Below are 16287 nucleotides of genomic sequence, written 5' to 3'. Positions count from 1 at the left end.
GGCCTGAACCCTAGCGAGGCGAGCTAGGTGATTGTCACCGACGCGAGCGGACGGACGCCCGCGGGATCGTTGCGGCATGACAGTACGAGCGACGAAACGGATCCCACGCGGGGTGGCGATGCTCGGCCTCGCGAGCGCCATGTTCCTGGTCATCCTCGACGCCGCGATGGTGAACCTGGCCGGATCCACGATCCGGCAGGGCCTGGCGCTCAGCGCCGCCGAACTGACGGTGGTCGTGGACAGCTATCTGGTGACGTTCGCGGGGCTGCTGCTGCTCGGCGGCCGTCTCGCCGATGTGCTCGGGGCCAGGAGGGTGTTCCTCACCGGAATGGCCGTCTACCTCGCGGCGTCGGCCTTCTGCGCGCTGGTCACCAGCGGCGAACTGCTGATCGCCGGGCGGATCGGGCAGGGGATCGGGGCGGCGATCCTGATGCCGGCCGCGCTCTCGCTCGTACTCGGCCTCTACTCGTCGCCCGCGGAACGCACCCGGGCGATGGGGATCTGGGGCGCGGTCGCGGGAGCGGGCAGTCTCGTCGGCGTCTTCCTCGGCGGAACGCTGACCGAACTGCTCGGCTGGCAGTCGGTGTTCGTGGCCCCGGTGCCGTTCGGCGCCGTCGGGGCGATCGTCGTGTGGCGTGCCGTGCCGCCGGTGCCCGGCAGGCCTGGCCGGTTCGACGCGCTGGGCGCCGTCACGATCACCCTCGGGATCTCCGGGCTCGCGCTGGGCATGGTCTCGGCTTCCGACGCCGGCTGGACCGCGCCCGGCACGATCGCCGGTCTCGTGACGGGACTGGTCTCCCTGACGGCGTTCGTGTTCGTCGAGCGGCGCTCCTCGCGTCCCCTGGTCCCGCTGGGCGTGTTCCGCCGGAAGCCGGTGGTCACCGCGAACCTGGTGATGGTGCTGATCGGCGGAACCCTGACCAGCCTGTTCTTCTTCCTGCCTCAATACCAGCAGGACGTACTCGGGATGAGCCCGCTGGCGACCGGCATGGCCCAGCTCCCGCTCGCCGTCATGATCATCGTGGGCAGTGTGCTCGCGCCGATGCTGGCGAAACGGATCGGCCCCGCCCGCGCCCTGCCGTCCGCCCTCGCCGTACTGCTGGCGGGATTCCTTTGGCTGGCCTTCGATCCGACGACCAGCGGCTTCTCCGTCAGCCTGCTGGGCGCGTTCCTGCTGATCGGCGCCGGGCTCGGGCTGGGCGCCGTGAACGCCACCGCGATGGCGGTCCGCGACAGCGCGGACGGTGAAGCGGGCCTGCTCAGCGGCCTGGTGAACGCCGCGCAGCAACTGGGCGGCGCGGTCGGGCTGGCCGCGCTCGCCGGAATCGCCATCGGCGCCGCGGGAACACACGGGGACATCTCGTTCACGACCGCTTTCCTCGGCGAAGCCGCGCTCGTCGTCATCGCCCTCGCGGTATCGCTCTTCTCCGCCCGCCGTTGATCTCTGTCGAGAAAGGACAATCCACAATGGACACAATCCTGGTGACCGGCGCGACCGGAACCATCGGATCCGCCCTGATTCCCGCCCTGCGAGCCCGTGGGGTCGCCGTCCGCGCGACGACCCGGGACCCCGCCCGTTCCGTTCCCGGCGCCGAGACCGTCGTCGCCGACCTGCGTGACCCGGAAGCGGTCGGCGCGGCGCTGAAAGGCGTCGACGTGGCCTTCCTCAACAGCCCTTCCGCGCCCGACGCCGCCTCGCTCCAGATCCGGTTCGCCGACCTCGCCAAGGACGCCGGTGTGCACCGGCTCGTGCTGCTCTCGCAGTACGCGGCGCGCGCCGACTCGCCGGTGCGGTTCCTGCGCTGGCACGCCGAAGTCGAGGCGCACGTCCGATCGCTCGGGATCGAGTACACCGTGCTGCGTCCCAACCTCTACTTGCAGGCGTTGCGCGCCTTCGCCGGCACCATCGCACAGGGGTTCTTCGCCGCACCCATCGGCGACGCCGCCGTCAGCGCCATAGACACCAGGGACATCGCGGACGCCGCCGCGGCCGTGCTCACCGGCACGGGGCACAGCGGCCGGACCTACACGCTGACCGGACCGCGTGCCGTGACCCACGGCCAGATCGCCGAGGCGCTCTCGGCCGCCACGGGGCGGAACGTCACCTTCCACGACACCTCCGCCGAGCAGTTCGCCGCGGCGCTGAGCGGTTTGCTCCCGCCGTGGCAGATCGACGGCCTCCTCGAGGACTACGCGCACTACGCCAGGGGTGAAGCCGCCGAAGTGCACACCGCCGTCGCCGACCTGACCGGAAATCCCGCGCGCGACGTCACCGACTTCACCCGCGACCACGCCGCCGATTTCCGTTCTGTGTGAAAGGGAACCCCGATGATCTACCACTGCATCCGGTTCACGCTCAAGGCAGGCATCTCCGAAGAGGAAAAGACCGCGGGATTGGCGCGGATGGGAGAGCACATCCACGCTATTCCCGCGATCAAAGCTCGGGTCGTCGGCCCTGACTTCGGGGGCGAATTCGACTACGGCGCCGTCACCGTGCTCGAAGACATCGAGGCTTACGAGGAGTACATGAATCACCCGGCGCATCTCGAAATGGACCGGGCCGGACTTCCGCTCGTCGACGCGTTCGTGTCTTACGACATCACCAATGACCCGGATCCGGAGATCGGTGCGAAGATCGCCGACGTGCACCGGCGCCGGTTCGAGAACGTGCCCGACGTGGCCGGGCTGGTCGCCGATCTCAACGAGTACAGCGGCAGTGCCGCACCGGGCAGGCATGGGCCGCCTACCATCCCGTCCGGCGATCCTCGCCGCGATTAGTCGACTAATTGCTTCAGGGTAGTCGTCGGCTCGGGCTTCGGGGTGGCTTGAGCCCTCGCATTTAGTCGACTAATTGCGAGGAGTTTCGGGGCGTCCCTCTCGAGGCGATCCATCCATCGGTGTTGCGTGTTCGGTCCGGCTGGTCGCTAGCCCGTACGCCTGCTGTCATTATGCGGTTGCTTGAGCCCGCAGTTAGTCGGCTAATTGCGAGGGGTCTTGGCACGTCGCTCAAGGTGATTCAGGTCGGCGACTGATTCACCCGTCGGTGTTGTGCGTTCGAATTGGCTGGTTGCTTAAAATTACGAACACGTGTTCGATTGTTTTGGGGTATTATGGAGGGGTGTCCGAGACCTTCCTTCCCGAGTTGCCGCAAGATCTGTGGCGCGCTGGCAAGCTGGAGCTTGCGCATGGTGTGCAGCAGTCTTTGCGGGTGATTCGGATGGCTACCGCCGGGTTGGGGCAGTATCTGGCGGAGGTCGAGTCTCGGGGCGTCAAAGGCTTGTACGGGTATGGGTCGACGGCTGCTTGGTTCGCGGATGTGGCGGGACTGTCGCGTGGTGAGGCTCAGCCTGTGGTGAACCGCGCGCTCGCGTTGAACCCGACCCACGCGTTGGACGGAACCGAAGTTCCGCCTGTCGCGCCCGCGACCGCGGCTGTCGCCGCTGAAGGTTTGGTCGGGGATGAGCGGATCGATCAGATTCTGGAGTTCTTGAAGAAGCTCCCGGTCGACACCTCAACTGAGGACCGCGTCAATGCCGAGAAGATCCTCGCGACTCTCGCCCGCGAGGCTGGTCCTCGGCAGCTGGGGAAGGCTGAAGCGAATCTGCTCGGGTTGCTGGATCCGGACGGGAACGAGCCGAAGGATCCGGAGCCGAAGGAGCCGCGTCGGGAGATCACGCTGGAGCGGCGTAAGGACGGGTTCTGGAAACTGACCGGTCTGCTCGATGACGAGACCGGTGCCCGCACCGCCGCTGCTCTGGAGGCGTATGCCCAGCCGCGGCCGGTGGACGAGTTCGGCCAAGCGGATCTGCGGATGAAGTGTGAGCGCATGGGAGATGCGTGGGTCGACATCCTCGACCTCGCGATCGCCTGCCCCGACCAACCCGGCACCAGCGGGTATCGCACCTTGGTGCATGTCACCATCGGACTCGACGAACTCAAAACCGGCCTCGGCACCGCCTGCCTGGACTTCGTCGGAACGATGACCGCCCGCGAAGCCCGCCTCGCCGCCTGCGACTGCCTGATGCTGCCGGTCGTGATGAGCGCCGCTGGGGAACCGCTCGATGTGGGGCGGCTGCGGCGCTTCGTCACACCAGGCCAACGCCGTGCGCTCAACATTCGTGACGGTGGCTGCGCCTTCCCCGGGTGTCATCGGAAACCCAAGAACTGCCACGCCCACCACATTCACCACTGGGCAGACGGTGGCCCGACGGATCTTCGGAATCTGGTGCTGCTGTGCGGTTTCCACCATCGATTGATTCATCATGGTGATTGGGAAGTCCGGATGGCGGCCGATGGGTTACCGGAGTTCATTCCGCCCCAATACCGGGATCCGCTCCGACAACCCCGCCGTAACACCCTGCATCACGTCTGAGCCCCGAGGAGCCCGTCGGTCACACCGGCGACGGGCCCCTCGGCATGCCCGCTCCGTGAAGGGCTCCTTCCCTACCCTGAGAGTAGGCAAGGAGCCCTTCACTACCGTCGATTCTTCCTGCAGCACGATGACCCCGGCGGGATGGTTGGCGGACAACACCGCGATCTTGCCGCGTTCGACGTACGTGAAGGCCCCCTTTCCTCGGCTCAGCCGAGGAAAGGGGGCCTTCACGCGCTCGGCAAGGTGTGAAGGCCGCATGGCGGCCGATGGGTTGCCGGAGTTCACCCGCCCCAATGCTGAGATCCGCTCCGGCAACCCTGCCGCAAAACACTCACCACGTCTGATCACCGAGCAGCCCCTCGGCATGCCCGCTCCGTGAAGCCCTCCTTGTCACTCACGACCCCTTCATAAAACGCCCAGATCGGGCACGACTACTCCAAAGTGTCCCTTGTGGACAGTCGTGAAGGTCGCTGTGACGAACTCTTCCACTTCGCCGGGCCCCCGAGGTAGTGAAGGAGCCCTTCACTACCACCACGATGCGCTCGCGCCCGAACCGCCCGTTCTGCCGGTAAGCCTTCCTGAACCGGGGTGTCGTACCACCTTGAATTCACGCCGGCAGACCACCGGGCTTCGAACCCGAACCACCCCTGGCGACCCGCGCACGCCGAGGCCATCGAGGATACCGGCCTCGCGGCGATCGGCCGGTGTCCCATCCCGAGCCGGCGCGCCACCGCCTAGGAACCGGAGCCGTAGGCCGCTTCGGAACGACCGAGCCGGTCACGGAGACCCGCCGCGCGTTCCCGGTCCGTGTGGGCCGCCGCCGGGTCGCCCATCTCCTCGGACAGTGCCGCCCGTTCGTGGAGCGTGTCGATCTGGGCCTGGGTCAGCCCGATGCGTTCGTAGAGTTCCCCGGCTTCGGACAGACGGCGGCGCGCGTTCGCGTGGTCGCCCTGGCGTCGCATGAACCGTCCGGTCTCCTGGAGCGCGCGGGCCTGGCCCATGGCCGCGCCGTGACGACGGAAGAGGGCGAGTGCCGTCTCGCACTGGGTGAGTGCCCGATCGGCCGAGTCGAGCGCGGCCAGGTTCCGGGCCGAACGCAACAACACGTACGCGTAGTTGGTGTCGTCCACCGGAGTGCGCGAGCCGCCGTCTTCCGGCGCGAAGTAGCGGACGCAGGCGTCGAACTCTTCGGCCGCCTCGCCGAACCGGCCCTCCCGGTACCAGTACGAGGCCCGCATGGTCCGTGCCACGTGGACTCCGAGCGGATAGTCCGCGTCTTCGAACAGGCGTACCGCCTCGTCGAAGAGCTCGGGCGATGTTTCGCGGCCATGGGCGCTCGTCAAGTACACCCGTGCCCAGCCCTGTTCGCGCCGGTCGCCCGCTTTCACCGCGGCGTCCCAGGCCAGCTGGGCCATCCGGACGGCCTCGTCCGCCTGATCGCACAGCGAGGCCTGCACCCAGGACAGATAGTTCCGGTGGACCGCCTCCTCCCGGTCGCTGCCGAGCGCGATGGCGGCGGTCACGGCGAGCTCGAACACGTCGTACCAGGTGCTCGCGGTCCCGCCGATCTCCGAATACCAATGCATGGACTCGGCCAGGTCGAGCACCGGCCGGTGGTCACCGCGCGCGGCGACGCTCTTGACCGCGGCGTGCCAGTTCTTCAGTTCGACCTCGAGCCACCTGCCCGCTCCGGAGTGGTCGCCGAACGACGGCGTCGCGGCAGGGAGGGGGCTGACACCGTCGGTCGGGTGGAAGTAGCGGCCCGCCGCCGTCGCGGTACGCACCAGCCAATCGGCCAGCCGGGTTTCCGCCGCTTCGACGACCTCAGGCGTCTCCTCGCGGGCCAGCCGTTCGGTCGCGAAGACCCGTAGGAGGTCGTGGAACTGGTACCGGCCGTTCTCCTGGGACGTCTGCAGCAGACTCGCGTCGGTCAGTTCCTCCAGGAAGACGGCGGCGTCGTCCTCGTCGGCCGCTTCGATGAGCGTCATCGCGGCCCCCACGGAGAAATCCGCCGCCGGGACGAGCGACAGCCGCCGGAACACGGCGGCGGCGTTCGGGCTGAGCTGGCGGTACGACAGTTCGAACACGCTGCGCACGTCGAGATCGCCGGCGGTGAGCGTGGTCAGCCGCCTGCCGCGGTCCCGGAGCTGATCCAGCAGACGCGACAGCGGCCAGGTCGGGCGGCTCGCCAGCCGGTTGCCCGCGATCCGCAGGGCCAGCGGCAGCCGCCCGCACAGTTCGACCAGTTCGAGCGCCTCCCGCGGTTCCCGCGCGACCCTGTCGGCGCCGATGATCGTCGACAGCAGGGCGACCGCGTCGTCCTCGCCGAACACGTCGAGGGCGTGCCTGCTCGCGCCTTCCAGCCCCACCAGCATCTGACGGCTGGTGACCAAGGTGAGACACCGCGGCCCGCCGACCAGCAGCGGGCGGACCTGCGCTTCGTCGGCCGCGTCGTCCAGGACGATCAGGGCGGCACGGTCTTGCAAAAGGGAGCGGCACAGGCTCACCCGGTCCTCCTGATCCGCCGGGATGCGGACGGCGTCGACGCCCAGCGAGCGCAGGATCAGATGCAGCACGTCCGCCGGATTCGCCTGCTCGGCGGACATTCCGCGCAGCTTCAGGAAAAGCCTGCCGTCGGGGAACTCCCCGGCGAGGTTGTGCGCCACGCGGACCGCGAGGGTGGTCTTGCCGGTCCCGGGAGGCCCGCTCAGGATCGCGACCCGCCCGGACCTGCGGCGACCGCCGCCCAGATCCGCGGAAAGGCCACACAACGCGTCGAGGTCGCTTTCGCGACCGGTGAGGTCGTCGACGTCCGCCGGCAGGATGCCGATCAGGTGCGCACCGTTGATCCCGGCCGGTGCGGGTGCGGGGGTGCGGCCCTGCCGCGCGACCTTCTGCAGGCCGGTCAGCTCTTCGTCGGTCAGGGACAACGGCGCGGCGAGCGCTTCGATCGTCCGGCGTTGCGGGCTCTTGGCGATCCCGCGCTCCATGTCGCTGATGGCGCGGACGCTCACTCCGGACCCCTCGGCGAGTTCCTCCTGCGTGAGACCGGCTCGGACGCGGTAACCCTTCAGCAGCGCCTTGAACGTCGTGGCTGCCCCGCCCAGGGCGGCGTTCGTCATGGCCGGATTATCCCGCCCCAACCCTCACCCGCCGCCATAGCGGGCGGTGATCGCCTCGGCCCGGCCCCGCAGGGAAGCGCGTAGCCAAGGCGGGTCGAGGGCCTCCGCGTCCGTGGCGAGTTGCCACAACGCCCATTCGGCGTGGCGCACGTCCTGGAAGGCCACCTCCATGCGCAGACGGCCGTCCTCGGCGGCTTCTTCCGTGAGCACGGCCAGGGCGGTACCTGCCAGTTCGTCCCGCCGCGCCGGAGTCACCAGCACCGACACGGCGACCTGGTCCCCGCCGGTCCGGAACCGCGTGCTGCGTTCCTGCCAGGTCCGGTCCAGGTCCACCCGGTCCGGGCGTTGCGCCGGTTCGGGGAGCTCCTCGGCGGCCCGGACCCGGGACAGCCGGTAGGTGCGGTCCTCACCGGACCTCGTGGCCAGCAGGTAGCCGCGATCCCGGACGGTGACCAGGCCGATCGGATCCACCGTGCGCCACCGCGGTGCCCCGCCCTCGGCCGCGTAGTGGATGCGCAGCTTGTGTCCCGCGAACACCGCGCGCCGGACCTCGGAGACGACCGCGTCCGGCACCTCTTCGGCGGCCACGCGGCGCGAGAGCAGATCGGTCTCCGGGTCGATGAGCAGACGCCGGGCCGCGCCCGCCGCGGTGTCCCGCTGGCCTTCCGGCAGCGCGTCGACCACCTTGAGCATGGCCGACGCGAGCGCCGAGCCGAGCCCGAAAGCCTGCGCGCCGCGCCGTGATCCGGCGATCAGCAACGCGAGCGCCTCGTCGTGGTTCAGCCCGGTGAGTTCGGTCCGGAACCCGGGCAGCAGCCCGAAACCGCCGTGCCTGCCGCGTTCGGCGTACACCGGGACACCCGCCGCCGACAACGCCTCGACGTCGCGCAACACGGTGCGGGTGGAGACCTCCAGTTCGCGCGCGAGCGTGGTCGCGGACAGGCGGCCGCGGTGCCGCAACAGCAACACCAGTGAGACCAACCGGTCGGCGCGCATGGCCGGAACTCTAGCGGAATACACGACACAGGTTGTCGTGATTCGCTGCGAGGCTCATCCCCATGACAAGCAGGACTGTGGCCACCGAGCCGAACGATCTGGGCAAGCTGTTCATCGAACGAGGCAACGCGGGCGATGTCGACGGGCTGGTGGCGTTGTACGAACCGGACGCCGTACTGGCGTTCCCGCCGGGCACCATCGCGACCGGGCACGCGGAGATCCGCAAGGTGTACGAGGAGTTCGTCGCGGCCGCGCCGGAACTCCTGCCGGGCAGGCAACATCCGGCGCTGGTGGGCGGCGGCCTGGCGCTCACGGCGTCCACGCTCACCACCGGTGAGGCGACCATCGAGGTCGCCCGCCGTCAGCCGGACGGAACCTGGCTCTGGGTGCTGGACCAGCCGGTGTTCGTGCCGTGACGGGACGGCTCGCCGGTGGCGGACCCGTGTCCGTCCACCGGCGAGCCGTGCGGTGTCAGAGCGTGCAGTTCCGGGCCGAACCCGTGTTCACCTTGGCTCCGGTGAACTCCTCGATGATCGCGACGTTCTCCGGGGCGTAGTTCTTGGCGACGATCTTGGCCACGTCCGCACTGCCGAGTTTCGCGGCGTGGGGCGCGGATTGATCCAGCCAGTAGGCGGTCCGGAGGAATTCGATGAGCACGAAGTCGCGCAATTCGGGCTGGGCCTTGATCTTGGCCCAGTAATCGGGATGTTTCGTCTTGGCGACCCGAAGATAGAGCTGAAGGTAGCGCATGTTCGTGGCCGCGATGTCGCGGGAATTGCTCGCGCCGACGCCCTGGATGTACTCCGCGACGACGGTCGCCGCGGGCAATCCCATGAGCCCGGCGTTGAGTTCGGCGATGACCCCTTGCATCCGGTACGACCCCTGCTGCTGGTCCCGCAGGTAGATGTCGTCCATCGAACGCGTGAGATCGTCGGTGATCAGCGGCAGGATCTCACGGCGCGGGAATCCGCCGTGGATCGGGACCTTCATCGCCTTGCGGGAAGCGTCGATCCACGCGGAGACGTACACGTCCCATGATGTTCTCGACGGATCCAGATCCCACATGTGGGTCTCTTCGTGGATCGCCACCATCAGTGACTCGGCGAGCGCGTTGAAACTGGTCTTGTTGACGAACTGGCTGAAGTACTTGTCCTTGGCCTGGGCGATCGCGAGGCCTTCGCCACTCGGCCAGCGCCGCTTGTACACGGCTTGGATCGTCTGCAACCACTTCGTGGACTGAAAACCGGCTTTTATGTCACTTACATCGGCTTTCGGTTGTACGGGTTCTTCGTAGCAGAAGGGAGCGCGGGCGGTCGCCGTCTCTTGGGCGGAGACGGGGAATGGGGTGAGGGACAGGGCGAGGCACGCGGTCAGCACGGTAATGCCATATCGGCGCATAAGGACCTCGGTTCACGGTAGGGTTTTCCGTGGGTCGGACGGAAGTGTCCCCTACCGATCACCGTCATTCAATGATCGGGCCCGGACTGCGGCTGTACAGGCTAGGAATTATGGCGGCGAACGGGCGAATCCGCGGCCAGCCGGGATCGGCGCATGCTGTAACCGAAGTAGATGAGCAGGCCGAGCGCCATCCAGCCGGCGAAGACGATCCAGGTCGCGCCGTCGAGGCTGAGCATCATGTAGCCGCAGCACAGCACCCCGAGGATCGGCGTGACCGGGGAGAACGGCACCCGGAACGAGCGAGGCGCCTCCGGTTGCCGCTTGCGCAGCAGCAGGACGGCGACGTTCACCAGCCCGAAGGCGAACAGCGTGCCGATGCTGGTGGCGTCCGCCAGTTTCCCGAGCGGGATGAACGCGGCCAGCGTCGCGACGAAACCGGAGACCACCAGGGTGTTGATCCTCGGCGTGCCGGTCTTTGAGTCCACTTTGGACAGCGAGGCCGGGACCAAGCCGTCGCGGGACATCGAGAACAGGATGCGCGTCTGTCCGTAGAGGACGGTCAGCACGACACTGGAGATCGCCACGATCGCGCCGACGGCGAGCAGCCCGGCCCACAGCGGATTGGCGGACACGGCGCCGAGCACGTGCGACAGCGCGGCCTCCTGGCCGTCGAAGTCCTGCCACGGCAGGGCGCCGACCGCGGCGACGGCGACGAGGCAGTACAGCACGGTGACGATCGCGAGCGAGAGCAGGATCGCCCTCGGCAGGTCACGCTGCGGGTTCTTCGCCTCCTCGCCCGCGGTCGAGGCCGCGTCGAAACCGATGTAGGAGAAGAAGAGCTTCGCGGCACCGGCGCTCAGCCCGGCAAGGCCGAGCGGCAGGAACGGGGTGAAGTTCGCCGCCCGCACCGCCGAGAACGCGATCGCGCAGAATAGCACCAGCGTGCCGACCTTGACCACGACCATGATCGCGTTGGCCCGCGCGCTCTCCTTCGCGCCGGACAGCAACAGGAACATGGCGAGCAGCACGACCACGATGGCCGGGACGTTGACGATCCCGCCCGAGCCCGGTGGCTGGCTGAACGCGTCGGGGATGGCGAAACCGAACGCCAGCCGCAGCAGTTCGTTGAGGTACTGCCCCCAGCCGACGGCCACCGACGCCACCGAGACGCCGTACTCGAGCACCAGGCACCAGCCGCAGACCCAGGCGACCAGCTCACCCAGCGTGGCGTAGGCGTAGGAGTAGGACGAACCGGACACCGGGATCATTCCGGCGAGTTCGGCGTAGGAGAGCGCGGAGAACAGCGCGGTGATGCCGGCGAGCACGAACGACAGCACGACGGCGGGGCCCGCCACGGGAACCGCTTCGCCGAGCACGACGAAGATCCCGCTGCCCAGCGTCGCGCCGATGCTGAGCATGGTCAGCTGCCCGAGGCCGAGGGACCGCTTCAGCGTGCCGTGATCACTGTCGGCGATCAGATCGGCGACCGGTTTCCGCCGCATCGTCGCGGCTCGCAAAGTCATGCCGAGGACCGTATCTGCCGTGCCGGACCCGCAGAACAGGAGATCGTTGCTTGGTTACCTGGATTACAGGCGATTCGTGAAGAACCGTTCTACCGGGTGGTCCCGTCGACCGGGCTGACCGCCGCGCCGCCGCTCGTCACCGCCAGTACCGTGTCGCCGCAGCGTACGACGTCGCCGGGAGCGAGCGGGACCGGCCCCGCGATCCGCTCGCCGTTGTGGAAGGTCCCGTTGCGCGAGCCGAGATCCGCCAGGAAGGTGCCGCCCTCACCGACGGTGATCTCGGCGTGGGCGCGGGAGACGGCGCCGTCGTGCCGGAGCGCGACGTCGGCACTCGCGTCCCGGCCGATGGCCAGCCGCCCCAGCGCGGGCAGTTCCCGCAGGCGCGCCCGCCCCGCACCGTCGACCCAGGTCAGCGTCGGCCGCCCGGCCCCGGCGGCGCCAGGGGCGGCCACCCGCAGCAGGGTCGCCGTCCCGGCGTGGGCGAGGACCGCGCGTTCCAGCTCCCGCAACGCCGGCCCCGGATCGACGCCCGCTTCCTCGGCCAGCACCCGCCGCGCCTGCCGGAACCGGTCCAGCGCCTCCGCCTGGCGTTCTTCCTGGTAGAGCGCGACCATCAGCTGACCCCAGAAGCGTTCGCGCAGCGGATGCTCGGTGACCAGGTCCTCGAGTTCCCGCACCAGACCGGGAACGTCACCCGCGCGCAGATCCGCGGCGATCCGCGCCTCCAGCGCCTCCCAGCGCATTTCCGCGTAGAGGCCGCGCGCGGGGTCGAAAGCGGCGTGATCCGGCAGGTCGGCGCAGAACGGCCCCCGCCACACTTCGAGCGCCCGCCGGTATCCCGCCGCGGCACCGCCGCCGTCGCGTGCCCGTTCGGCGGCCCTCGCCCGGCCGATCGCGTCCTCCGCCTCGCGGATGTCGGCGTGGACGCCGAGCAGCCGGTAACCCGCCGGGCCGTGGAGCAGGGATCCCCCGTGCGGGCCCAGGTTCTGCCGCAGATTGTGCACGTGTACCTGCACGGTGGCACGGGACGCGGGTTTGCCGGTGTCGGAGTAGATCGCCTCCGCCAGCCTGTCCGCGTTCACGGGCGCCTCCCCGGAGGCGGCGAGCACGGCGAGGACAGCGCGCGGCCGCAGGCCACCAGGAGTGGCGGGCACGCCGTCGACGACCAGTTCCACCGGTCCCAGCAGCCGCACTTCCACCGTCACGGGCCGATCATTCCAGGTTGCTCCGGAAGCTTGAAGCGAGCTTGAAGCGGGATGGGCTTAACTGACCGGCATGACCACATTGACCGCACTCGAAGACGTGGTGGACCGGCACGGGCGCGACGCGCTGTCCGACCCGATCGTCCTCACCGGCGCTCTGCGCAGTCTTCCCGACCCGCCTCCCGACGCCGAGATCAACGCGCTCGCCGCGGCGGCGGGGGCGGGTGCGGCCCAGCGGATGCGCTCCGTGCTCGAAGACGGGGGCAGCCCCGCCGCCGCCCACCGGGCCGCGGTAGAGGCTTGCGGCGGCGACGCCGGTGCGAAATGGGCGTGCGCGCAACTGGGCACGGCACTCGGCTATCTTCCGAGGGACGCCGCCACCGACGAGCCGACCGCCGTCCTGGCCGGGGAAAAGCCGAAGCGCGCCAAAGGTTTCGCCGTGATCGCCGCCGCCGTCGCGGCGGCGGTCCTCGTCACGACCGTGGCGAATCTCGTGCTGGTCGACGGCGACGAACCGAGGCGGCCCGCCGATCCGCCGACGGTGCCGTCGTCGTGGTCTGAGACCACCACGTTGCCGATGGGCTCGGCACCCCAGCGTGAATCCTCGCCGCCGCCGGTTCCCGAGGAGGCGGCCGCGGCCTTCAAGGATCCGGAGTTGCTCGCCGCGGCGAAGCCGTATCTCGATCATCCGGACGTCCGCTGCGAGGCGGCGAAATCCATCGTGAGTGTCCGGGAAACCGTCAACTGCGAGCTGGGTTCCGGCATCATCGCCAGCTTCCGCGTGCTGTTCTTCCCCGGTCAGCTCACCAATCTGCGCAAGGTGCTGCAGACCGACAACGACGGCGCGCGGCCGGGGTCGATCCGGACGCTGCGCTGGGAGTACGTGCCGGGACAGCCGGGTATCCGCGCGGGTATCCCGGCCGGCACCCCGCGTACCGGCGACGGCACCCGGATCCGTTTCCTGGAGCCGGAAAACGGCTACGCACGGCTCTACTTCGACGAGGACGCCACCGGGGTCGCCGTCTACATGCAGGCGAGTACCGACGATCAGCAGGTGCTCCGCAAGTTCTGGGCGGACCCGGACGCGTGATGGACGACCAGGATCCCCGGCTCGCCGAAGTCGTCCGCCGCTTCGGACGCCACGCGCTGACCGACCCGGTCGCGCTCCGGTCCGCCCTGGAGCAGTCCGGAAACGCCTTCACCCCGGCCGAAATCGACGCGCTCGTCGCCGCGCTGAACGATCCCGGAGAGACCGGGCCGCCGCTGAACCCCACCCGCGCGGAGAACCGGCTCGCCTGGGGCGGCCGCGAGAACCGCACGACACGAGCGCTTCCCTCGCGCGTACGCAAGAAGTGGCTCCTCGGCGGGGCGGTGCTGCTGGTGGCCGCGGTCGCGATCGGAGTGGTGCTCTTCGTCCAGGGCAAGGAAAAGCCCGCACCGCCTCCGCCGGACCGCTACGCGCTCGACCAGGTCGCCGGCCGCTACCGCGCACTCGGTGCCCGCCTGCTCGACGGCGCGGTCCGGTGCGCCCAGCAGCCCGCGAAACCCGGTGAGATGGAGCGTGTCGGCTGCGACGCCGGGCTCTACGCCCTCACCTTGGTCACCTACGACGTGCCGGGCAGGCTCACCGAATCCAGGGCGCTCGCGAGCGCGGCCGGAGCGGTGCGTTCGGCGGGCAACCTCGGCCAGGGCGCGGCCTTCTCGATGCGGGAACTCCCTTCCGGGGAGTCGACGGTCTACTGGGACGTCGACAGTCCGCGTCCGGTCAGCGCGACACTGACGGCACAGAAGACCGGGCTTCCCGCCTTGGTGGAGTTCTACGACGCGCGGCAATTCGGGGTGCTCGAACGCCCGGAGGTACCGGGGGCCGCGTTCTCTTCCGGCGCGCTGTGGGATTTCGCGCAGGCGCACGTGCTCAACGAGCAGTCCGCGAAGTGCCAGGCGGTTCCCGCCTCGACCGGCACGGCCGAAACGGTCAAATGCCCACTGGCCGACGGCGCGATGCTGGTGTTCAGTTCGGCGTCCGACCACGACGCGCTGATCAAGCTGCGTTCGGAGAACTCGGCGAACGGCGGGGTGGTGCCCGGGAGCGTCGAGGTGCGGACCTGGAACCGCCTCGGCGGCCCGGTCGTCGGCCAGTTCATCCGGTTCGTCACGGCGGACGACCGCAGCCCGGCCATCTATTTCGACGACGACGCGAAACTGATCTACGGCTGGTTCTTCGGCGCACCGGGCTCTTCGCCGGAGGCGCTGCTGGAACGCTGGCAGCGCGGCTCGCGGTGACTCAGCCGAACCGGATCGCCGCGAAGAAGTCCTCGACGGCGCGCAGGTCGGCGGGATAAGGCGTGCCGAGGCGGCCGTCGAGCACCGACACGGTGGCGTGCTCGTCGTCGGTCCAGGCGTACCGGGTGGTCGTGCCGAGCACCGTGCACACAAGGGTGCCGCGGTGCCCGTCGCGTGACCACGACTGCTTGGCGGGCAGGTCGGTGGGGCATTTGCCGGCGGTGAGCCCGGCCGGATCCGTCCCCGCGCCGGTGCGCAGGTAGGCGGTGGCCGCGTCGACGTCGTCGAGGGCGGCGATCCGGAGTTCGCCGGTCTCACCGCCGGTCTGGCAGACGACCTGCGCGCGGACACCCTCGTCGGCCGACGCCACCGGTGCGCAGGCGAGCCCGGACGGCGTGCTGCGGCCGATCCGGTCGGCGGCGGGCGGCCCCGGCGACATCAGGAAGACCGCCGCGAGCACGATCGCGACCAGCAGCGCGGCGCCGGCCACCAGGCCCGCCACCAACCCGGTCCGGCGGCGGCGAGGCTGCTCGACGACGACACCGGCGGGCAGCGCCTCGGCACGGATGGCCCGGATCCGGTCGCGTACTTCTCGCACCGTCGGACGGTTACGGGAATCCTTGGCCAGCAACGACTTCAGCAGATCGTTGACCGCAACGGTGCGCGGATCGCCGACCACGAGCTGCGGGATCGGTGCCCTGTCGTGTGCCACGATCACCTCGGGCTGGCTGCCGTTGTAAGGCAACTCCCCGGTCAGGGTCACCCACAGCAGACAGCCCACCGCGTAGATGTCCGAAGCGGCGGTGGCGGGTTCGCCGCGAAGACGTTCGGGCGCCATGTAACCGACGGTGCCGATCACGCCGCTGGTCTCCGCGCCGCGGTCGATTTCGGCCGACCGTGCGATGCCGAAGTCGCACAGATAGGCGAAATCCTCGTCGTGGTGCGCGGCACGGGGCCGCAGCAGGACGTTGGCCGCCTTGACGTCACGGTGCACGACGCCGATCGCGTGCGCGTCGCCGAGGGCGGAGACCACCTGGTCCACCACCGCCAGCGCGCGGTCCGGGTCCATCGGCCCGCCTTCGAGCACCTTGGCCAGATCGGGCCCGTCGACCAGCTGCATCGCCAGGTACAGGCAGCCGTCCACCTCGCCGTGGTCGTACACCGCGACGACATGCGGCGAATCGAGCCTGGCCAGCGCAGCCGCCTCACGGCCGAACCGCTCGCGGTACACCGGGTCTTCGGCGTAGTGGGGCGGCAGGACCTTCAGCGCCACCGGCCGCCGCATGCGGTGCTGCCACGCGCGATAGACGACGCCCATCCCGCCGCGGCCGAGGATCCCGTCGATCCGGAATCCCCCGAAGTCCTCACCGACGCGCGGCGTCACGCGGTTC

At 69.5% G+C, this 16287-nt stretch carries 13 protein-coding genes; 7 read left to right on the top strand and 6 right to left on the bottom strand.

Features of this window, described 5'->3' with window-relative positions; genetic code table 11:
• Positions 1-76 precede the first annotated feature (76 nt).
• The 4 genes from ACLJQ7_RS15555 (at position 77) to ACLJQ7_RS15540 (ending at position 4372) form a co-directional block, all read left to right on the top strand.
• A complete protein-coding gene (locus tag ACLJQ7_RS15555) occupies positions 77-1441 on the top strand; it encodes an MFS transporter (protein WP_410648913.1) in 1365 nt (454 codons plus the stop codon).
• A 26-nt stretch (positions 1442-1467) separates the two neighbouring features.
• Entirely contained in the window at positions 1468-2316 is an 849-nt protein-coding gene (locus tag ACLJQ7_RS15550; protein ID WP_410648912.1) for an SDR family oxidoreductase, read from the top strand.
• A gap of 12 nt (positions 2317-2328) precedes the next feature.
• On the top strand, positions 2329-2778 hold the full coding sequence (locus tag ACLJQ7_RS15545; RefSeq protein ID WP_410648911.1) for a Dabb family protein: 450 nt from the start codon (positions 2329-2331) through the stop codon (positions 2776-2778).
• A gap of 340 nt (positions 2779-3118) precedes the next feature.
• Positions 3119-4372 carry a DUF222 domain-containing protein gene (locus ACLJQ7_RS15540; RefSeq protein WP_410648910.1) on the top strand — a complete coding sequence of 418 codons (1254 nt, stop codon included), beginning with the start codon at positions 3119-3121 and terminating at the stop codon, positions 4370-4372.
• Between the two features lie 734 nt (positions 4373-5106).
• On the opposite strand, the gene ACLJQ7_RS15535 is transcribed toward ACLJQ7_RS15540, so the two are convergent.
• Together ACLJQ7_RS15535 and ACLJQ7_RS15530 are read right to left on the bottom strand one after the other, a co-directional pair.
• Positions 5107-7494 carry an ATP-binding protein gene (locus tag ACLJQ7_RS15535; protein WP_410648909.1) on the bottom strand — a complete coding sequence of 796 codons (2388 nt, stop codon included), beginning with the start codon at positions 7492-7494 and terminating at the stop codon, positions 5107-5109.
• Positions 7495-7518: 24 nt separating this feature from the next.
• Complete coding sequence (locus ACLJQ7_RS15530) at positions 7519-8490, bottom strand: helix-turn-helix transcriptional regulator (protein WP_410648908.1); 972 nt, start codon at positions 8488-8490, stop codon at positions 7519-7521.
• 77 nt (positions 8491-8567) lie between these two features.
• Here ACLJQ7_RS15530 and ACLJQ7_RS15525 point away from each other — a divergent pair, with 77 nt between their 5' ends.
• On the top strand, positions 8568-8906 hold the full coding sequence (locus tag ACLJQ7_RS15525) for a YybH family protein (protein ID WP_410649205.1): 339 nt from the start codon (positions 8568-8570) through the stop codon (positions 8904-8906).
• 55 nt (positions 8907-8961) lie between these two features.
• Here ACLJQ7_RS15525 and ACLJQ7_RS15520 read toward each other — a convergent pair whose 3' ends face one another.
• The 3 genes from ACLJQ7_RS15520 to ACLJQ7_RS15510 form a co-directional block, all read right to left on the bottom strand.
• Positions 8962-9696, bottom strand: coding sequence for a hypothetical protein (locus ACLJQ7_RS15520; protein WP_410648907.1), 735 nt, complete (start codon positions 9694-9696; stop codon positions 8962-8964).
• A gap of 293 nt (positions 9697-9989) precedes the next feature.
• Complete coding sequence (locus tag ACLJQ7_RS15515) at positions 9990-11411, bottom strand: amino acid permease (protein ID WP_410648906.1); 1422 nt, start codon at positions 11409-11411, stop codon at positions 9990-9992.
• Between the two features lie 89 nt (positions 11412-11500).
• Complete coding sequence (locus ACLJQ7_RS15510) at positions 11501-12616, bottom strand: BTAD domain-containing putative transcriptional regulator (RefSeq protein WP_410648905.1); 1116 nt, start codon at positions 12614-12616, stop codon at positions 11501-11503.
• Between the two features lie 70 nt (positions 12617-12686).
• Between ACLJQ7_RS15510 and ACLJQ7_RS15505 the strand changes: the two genes are divergently transcribed.
• Positions 12687-13703 carry a hypothetical protein gene (locus ACLJQ7_RS15505; protein ID WP_410648904.1) on the top strand — a complete coding sequence of 339 codons (1017 nt, stop codon included), beginning with the start codon at positions 12687-12689 and terminating at the stop codon, positions 13701-13703.
• Entirely contained in the window at positions 13703-14896 is a 1194-nt protein-coding gene (locus ACLJQ7_RS15500) for a hypothetical protein (RefSeq protein ID WP_410648903.1), read from the top strand. Before ACLJQ7_RS15505 ends, ACLJQ7_RS15500 begins: the two co-directional genes overlap by 1 nt.
• A gap of 1 nt (position 14897) precedes the next feature.
• Here ACLJQ7_RS15500 and ACLJQ7_RS15495 read toward each other — a convergent pair whose 3' ends face one another.
• Positions 14898-16280 (bottom strand): serine/threonine-protein kinase, encoded by a 1383-nt coding sequence (locus ACLJQ7_RS15495; protein ID WP_410648902.1) that lies wholly within the window; start codon positions 16278-16280, stop codon positions 14898-14900.
• Between the last annotated feature and the right edge of the window lie 7 nt (positions 16281-16287).

This window comes from Amycolatopsis sp. cmx-4-54 (assembly GCF_046548895.1).
GTDB lineage: Bacteria > Actinomycetota > Actinomycetes > Mycobacteriales > Pseudonocardiaceae > Amycolatopsis.
This window is presented reverse-complemented; position numbering and strand designations above follow the sequence as displayed.

Excerpts from the sequence above, each read along its gene's own strand:
- ACLJQ7_RS15500 (WP_410648903.1), top strand. The coding sequence starts at position 13,703 with ATGGACGACCAGGATCCCCGGCTCGCCGAAGTCGTCCGCCGCTTCGGA.
- ACLJQ7_RS15530 (WP_410648908.1), bottom strand. The coding sequence starts at position 8,490 with ATGCGCGCCGACCGGTTGGTCTCACTGGTGTTGCTGTTGCGGCACCGC.
- ACLJQ7_RS15515 (WP_410648906.1), bottom strand. The coding sequence starts at position 11,411 with ATGACTTTGCGAGCCGCGACGATGCGGCGGAAACCGGTCGCCGATCTG.
- ACLJQ7_RS15505 (WP_410648904.1), top strand. The coding sequence starts at position 12,687 with ATGACCACATTGACCGCACTCGAAGACGTGGTGGACCGGCACGGGCGC.
- ACLJQ7_RS15555 (WP_410648913.1), top strand. The coding sequence starts at position 77 with ATGACAGTACGAGCGACGAAACGGATCCCACGCGGGGTGGCGATGCTC.
- ACLJQ7_RS15545 (WP_410648911.1), top strand. The coding sequence starts at position 2,329 with ATGATCTACCACTGCATCCGGTTCACGCTCAAGGCAGGCATCTCCGAA.
- ACLJQ7_RS15550 (WP_410648912.1), top strand. The coding sequence starts at position 1,468 with ATGGACACAATCCTGGTGACCGGCGCGACCGGAACCATCGGATCCGCC.
- ACLJQ7_RS15535 (WP_410648909.1), bottom strand. The coding sequence starts at position 7,494 with ATGACGAACGCCGCCCTGGGCGGGGCAGCCACGACGTTCAAGGCGCTG.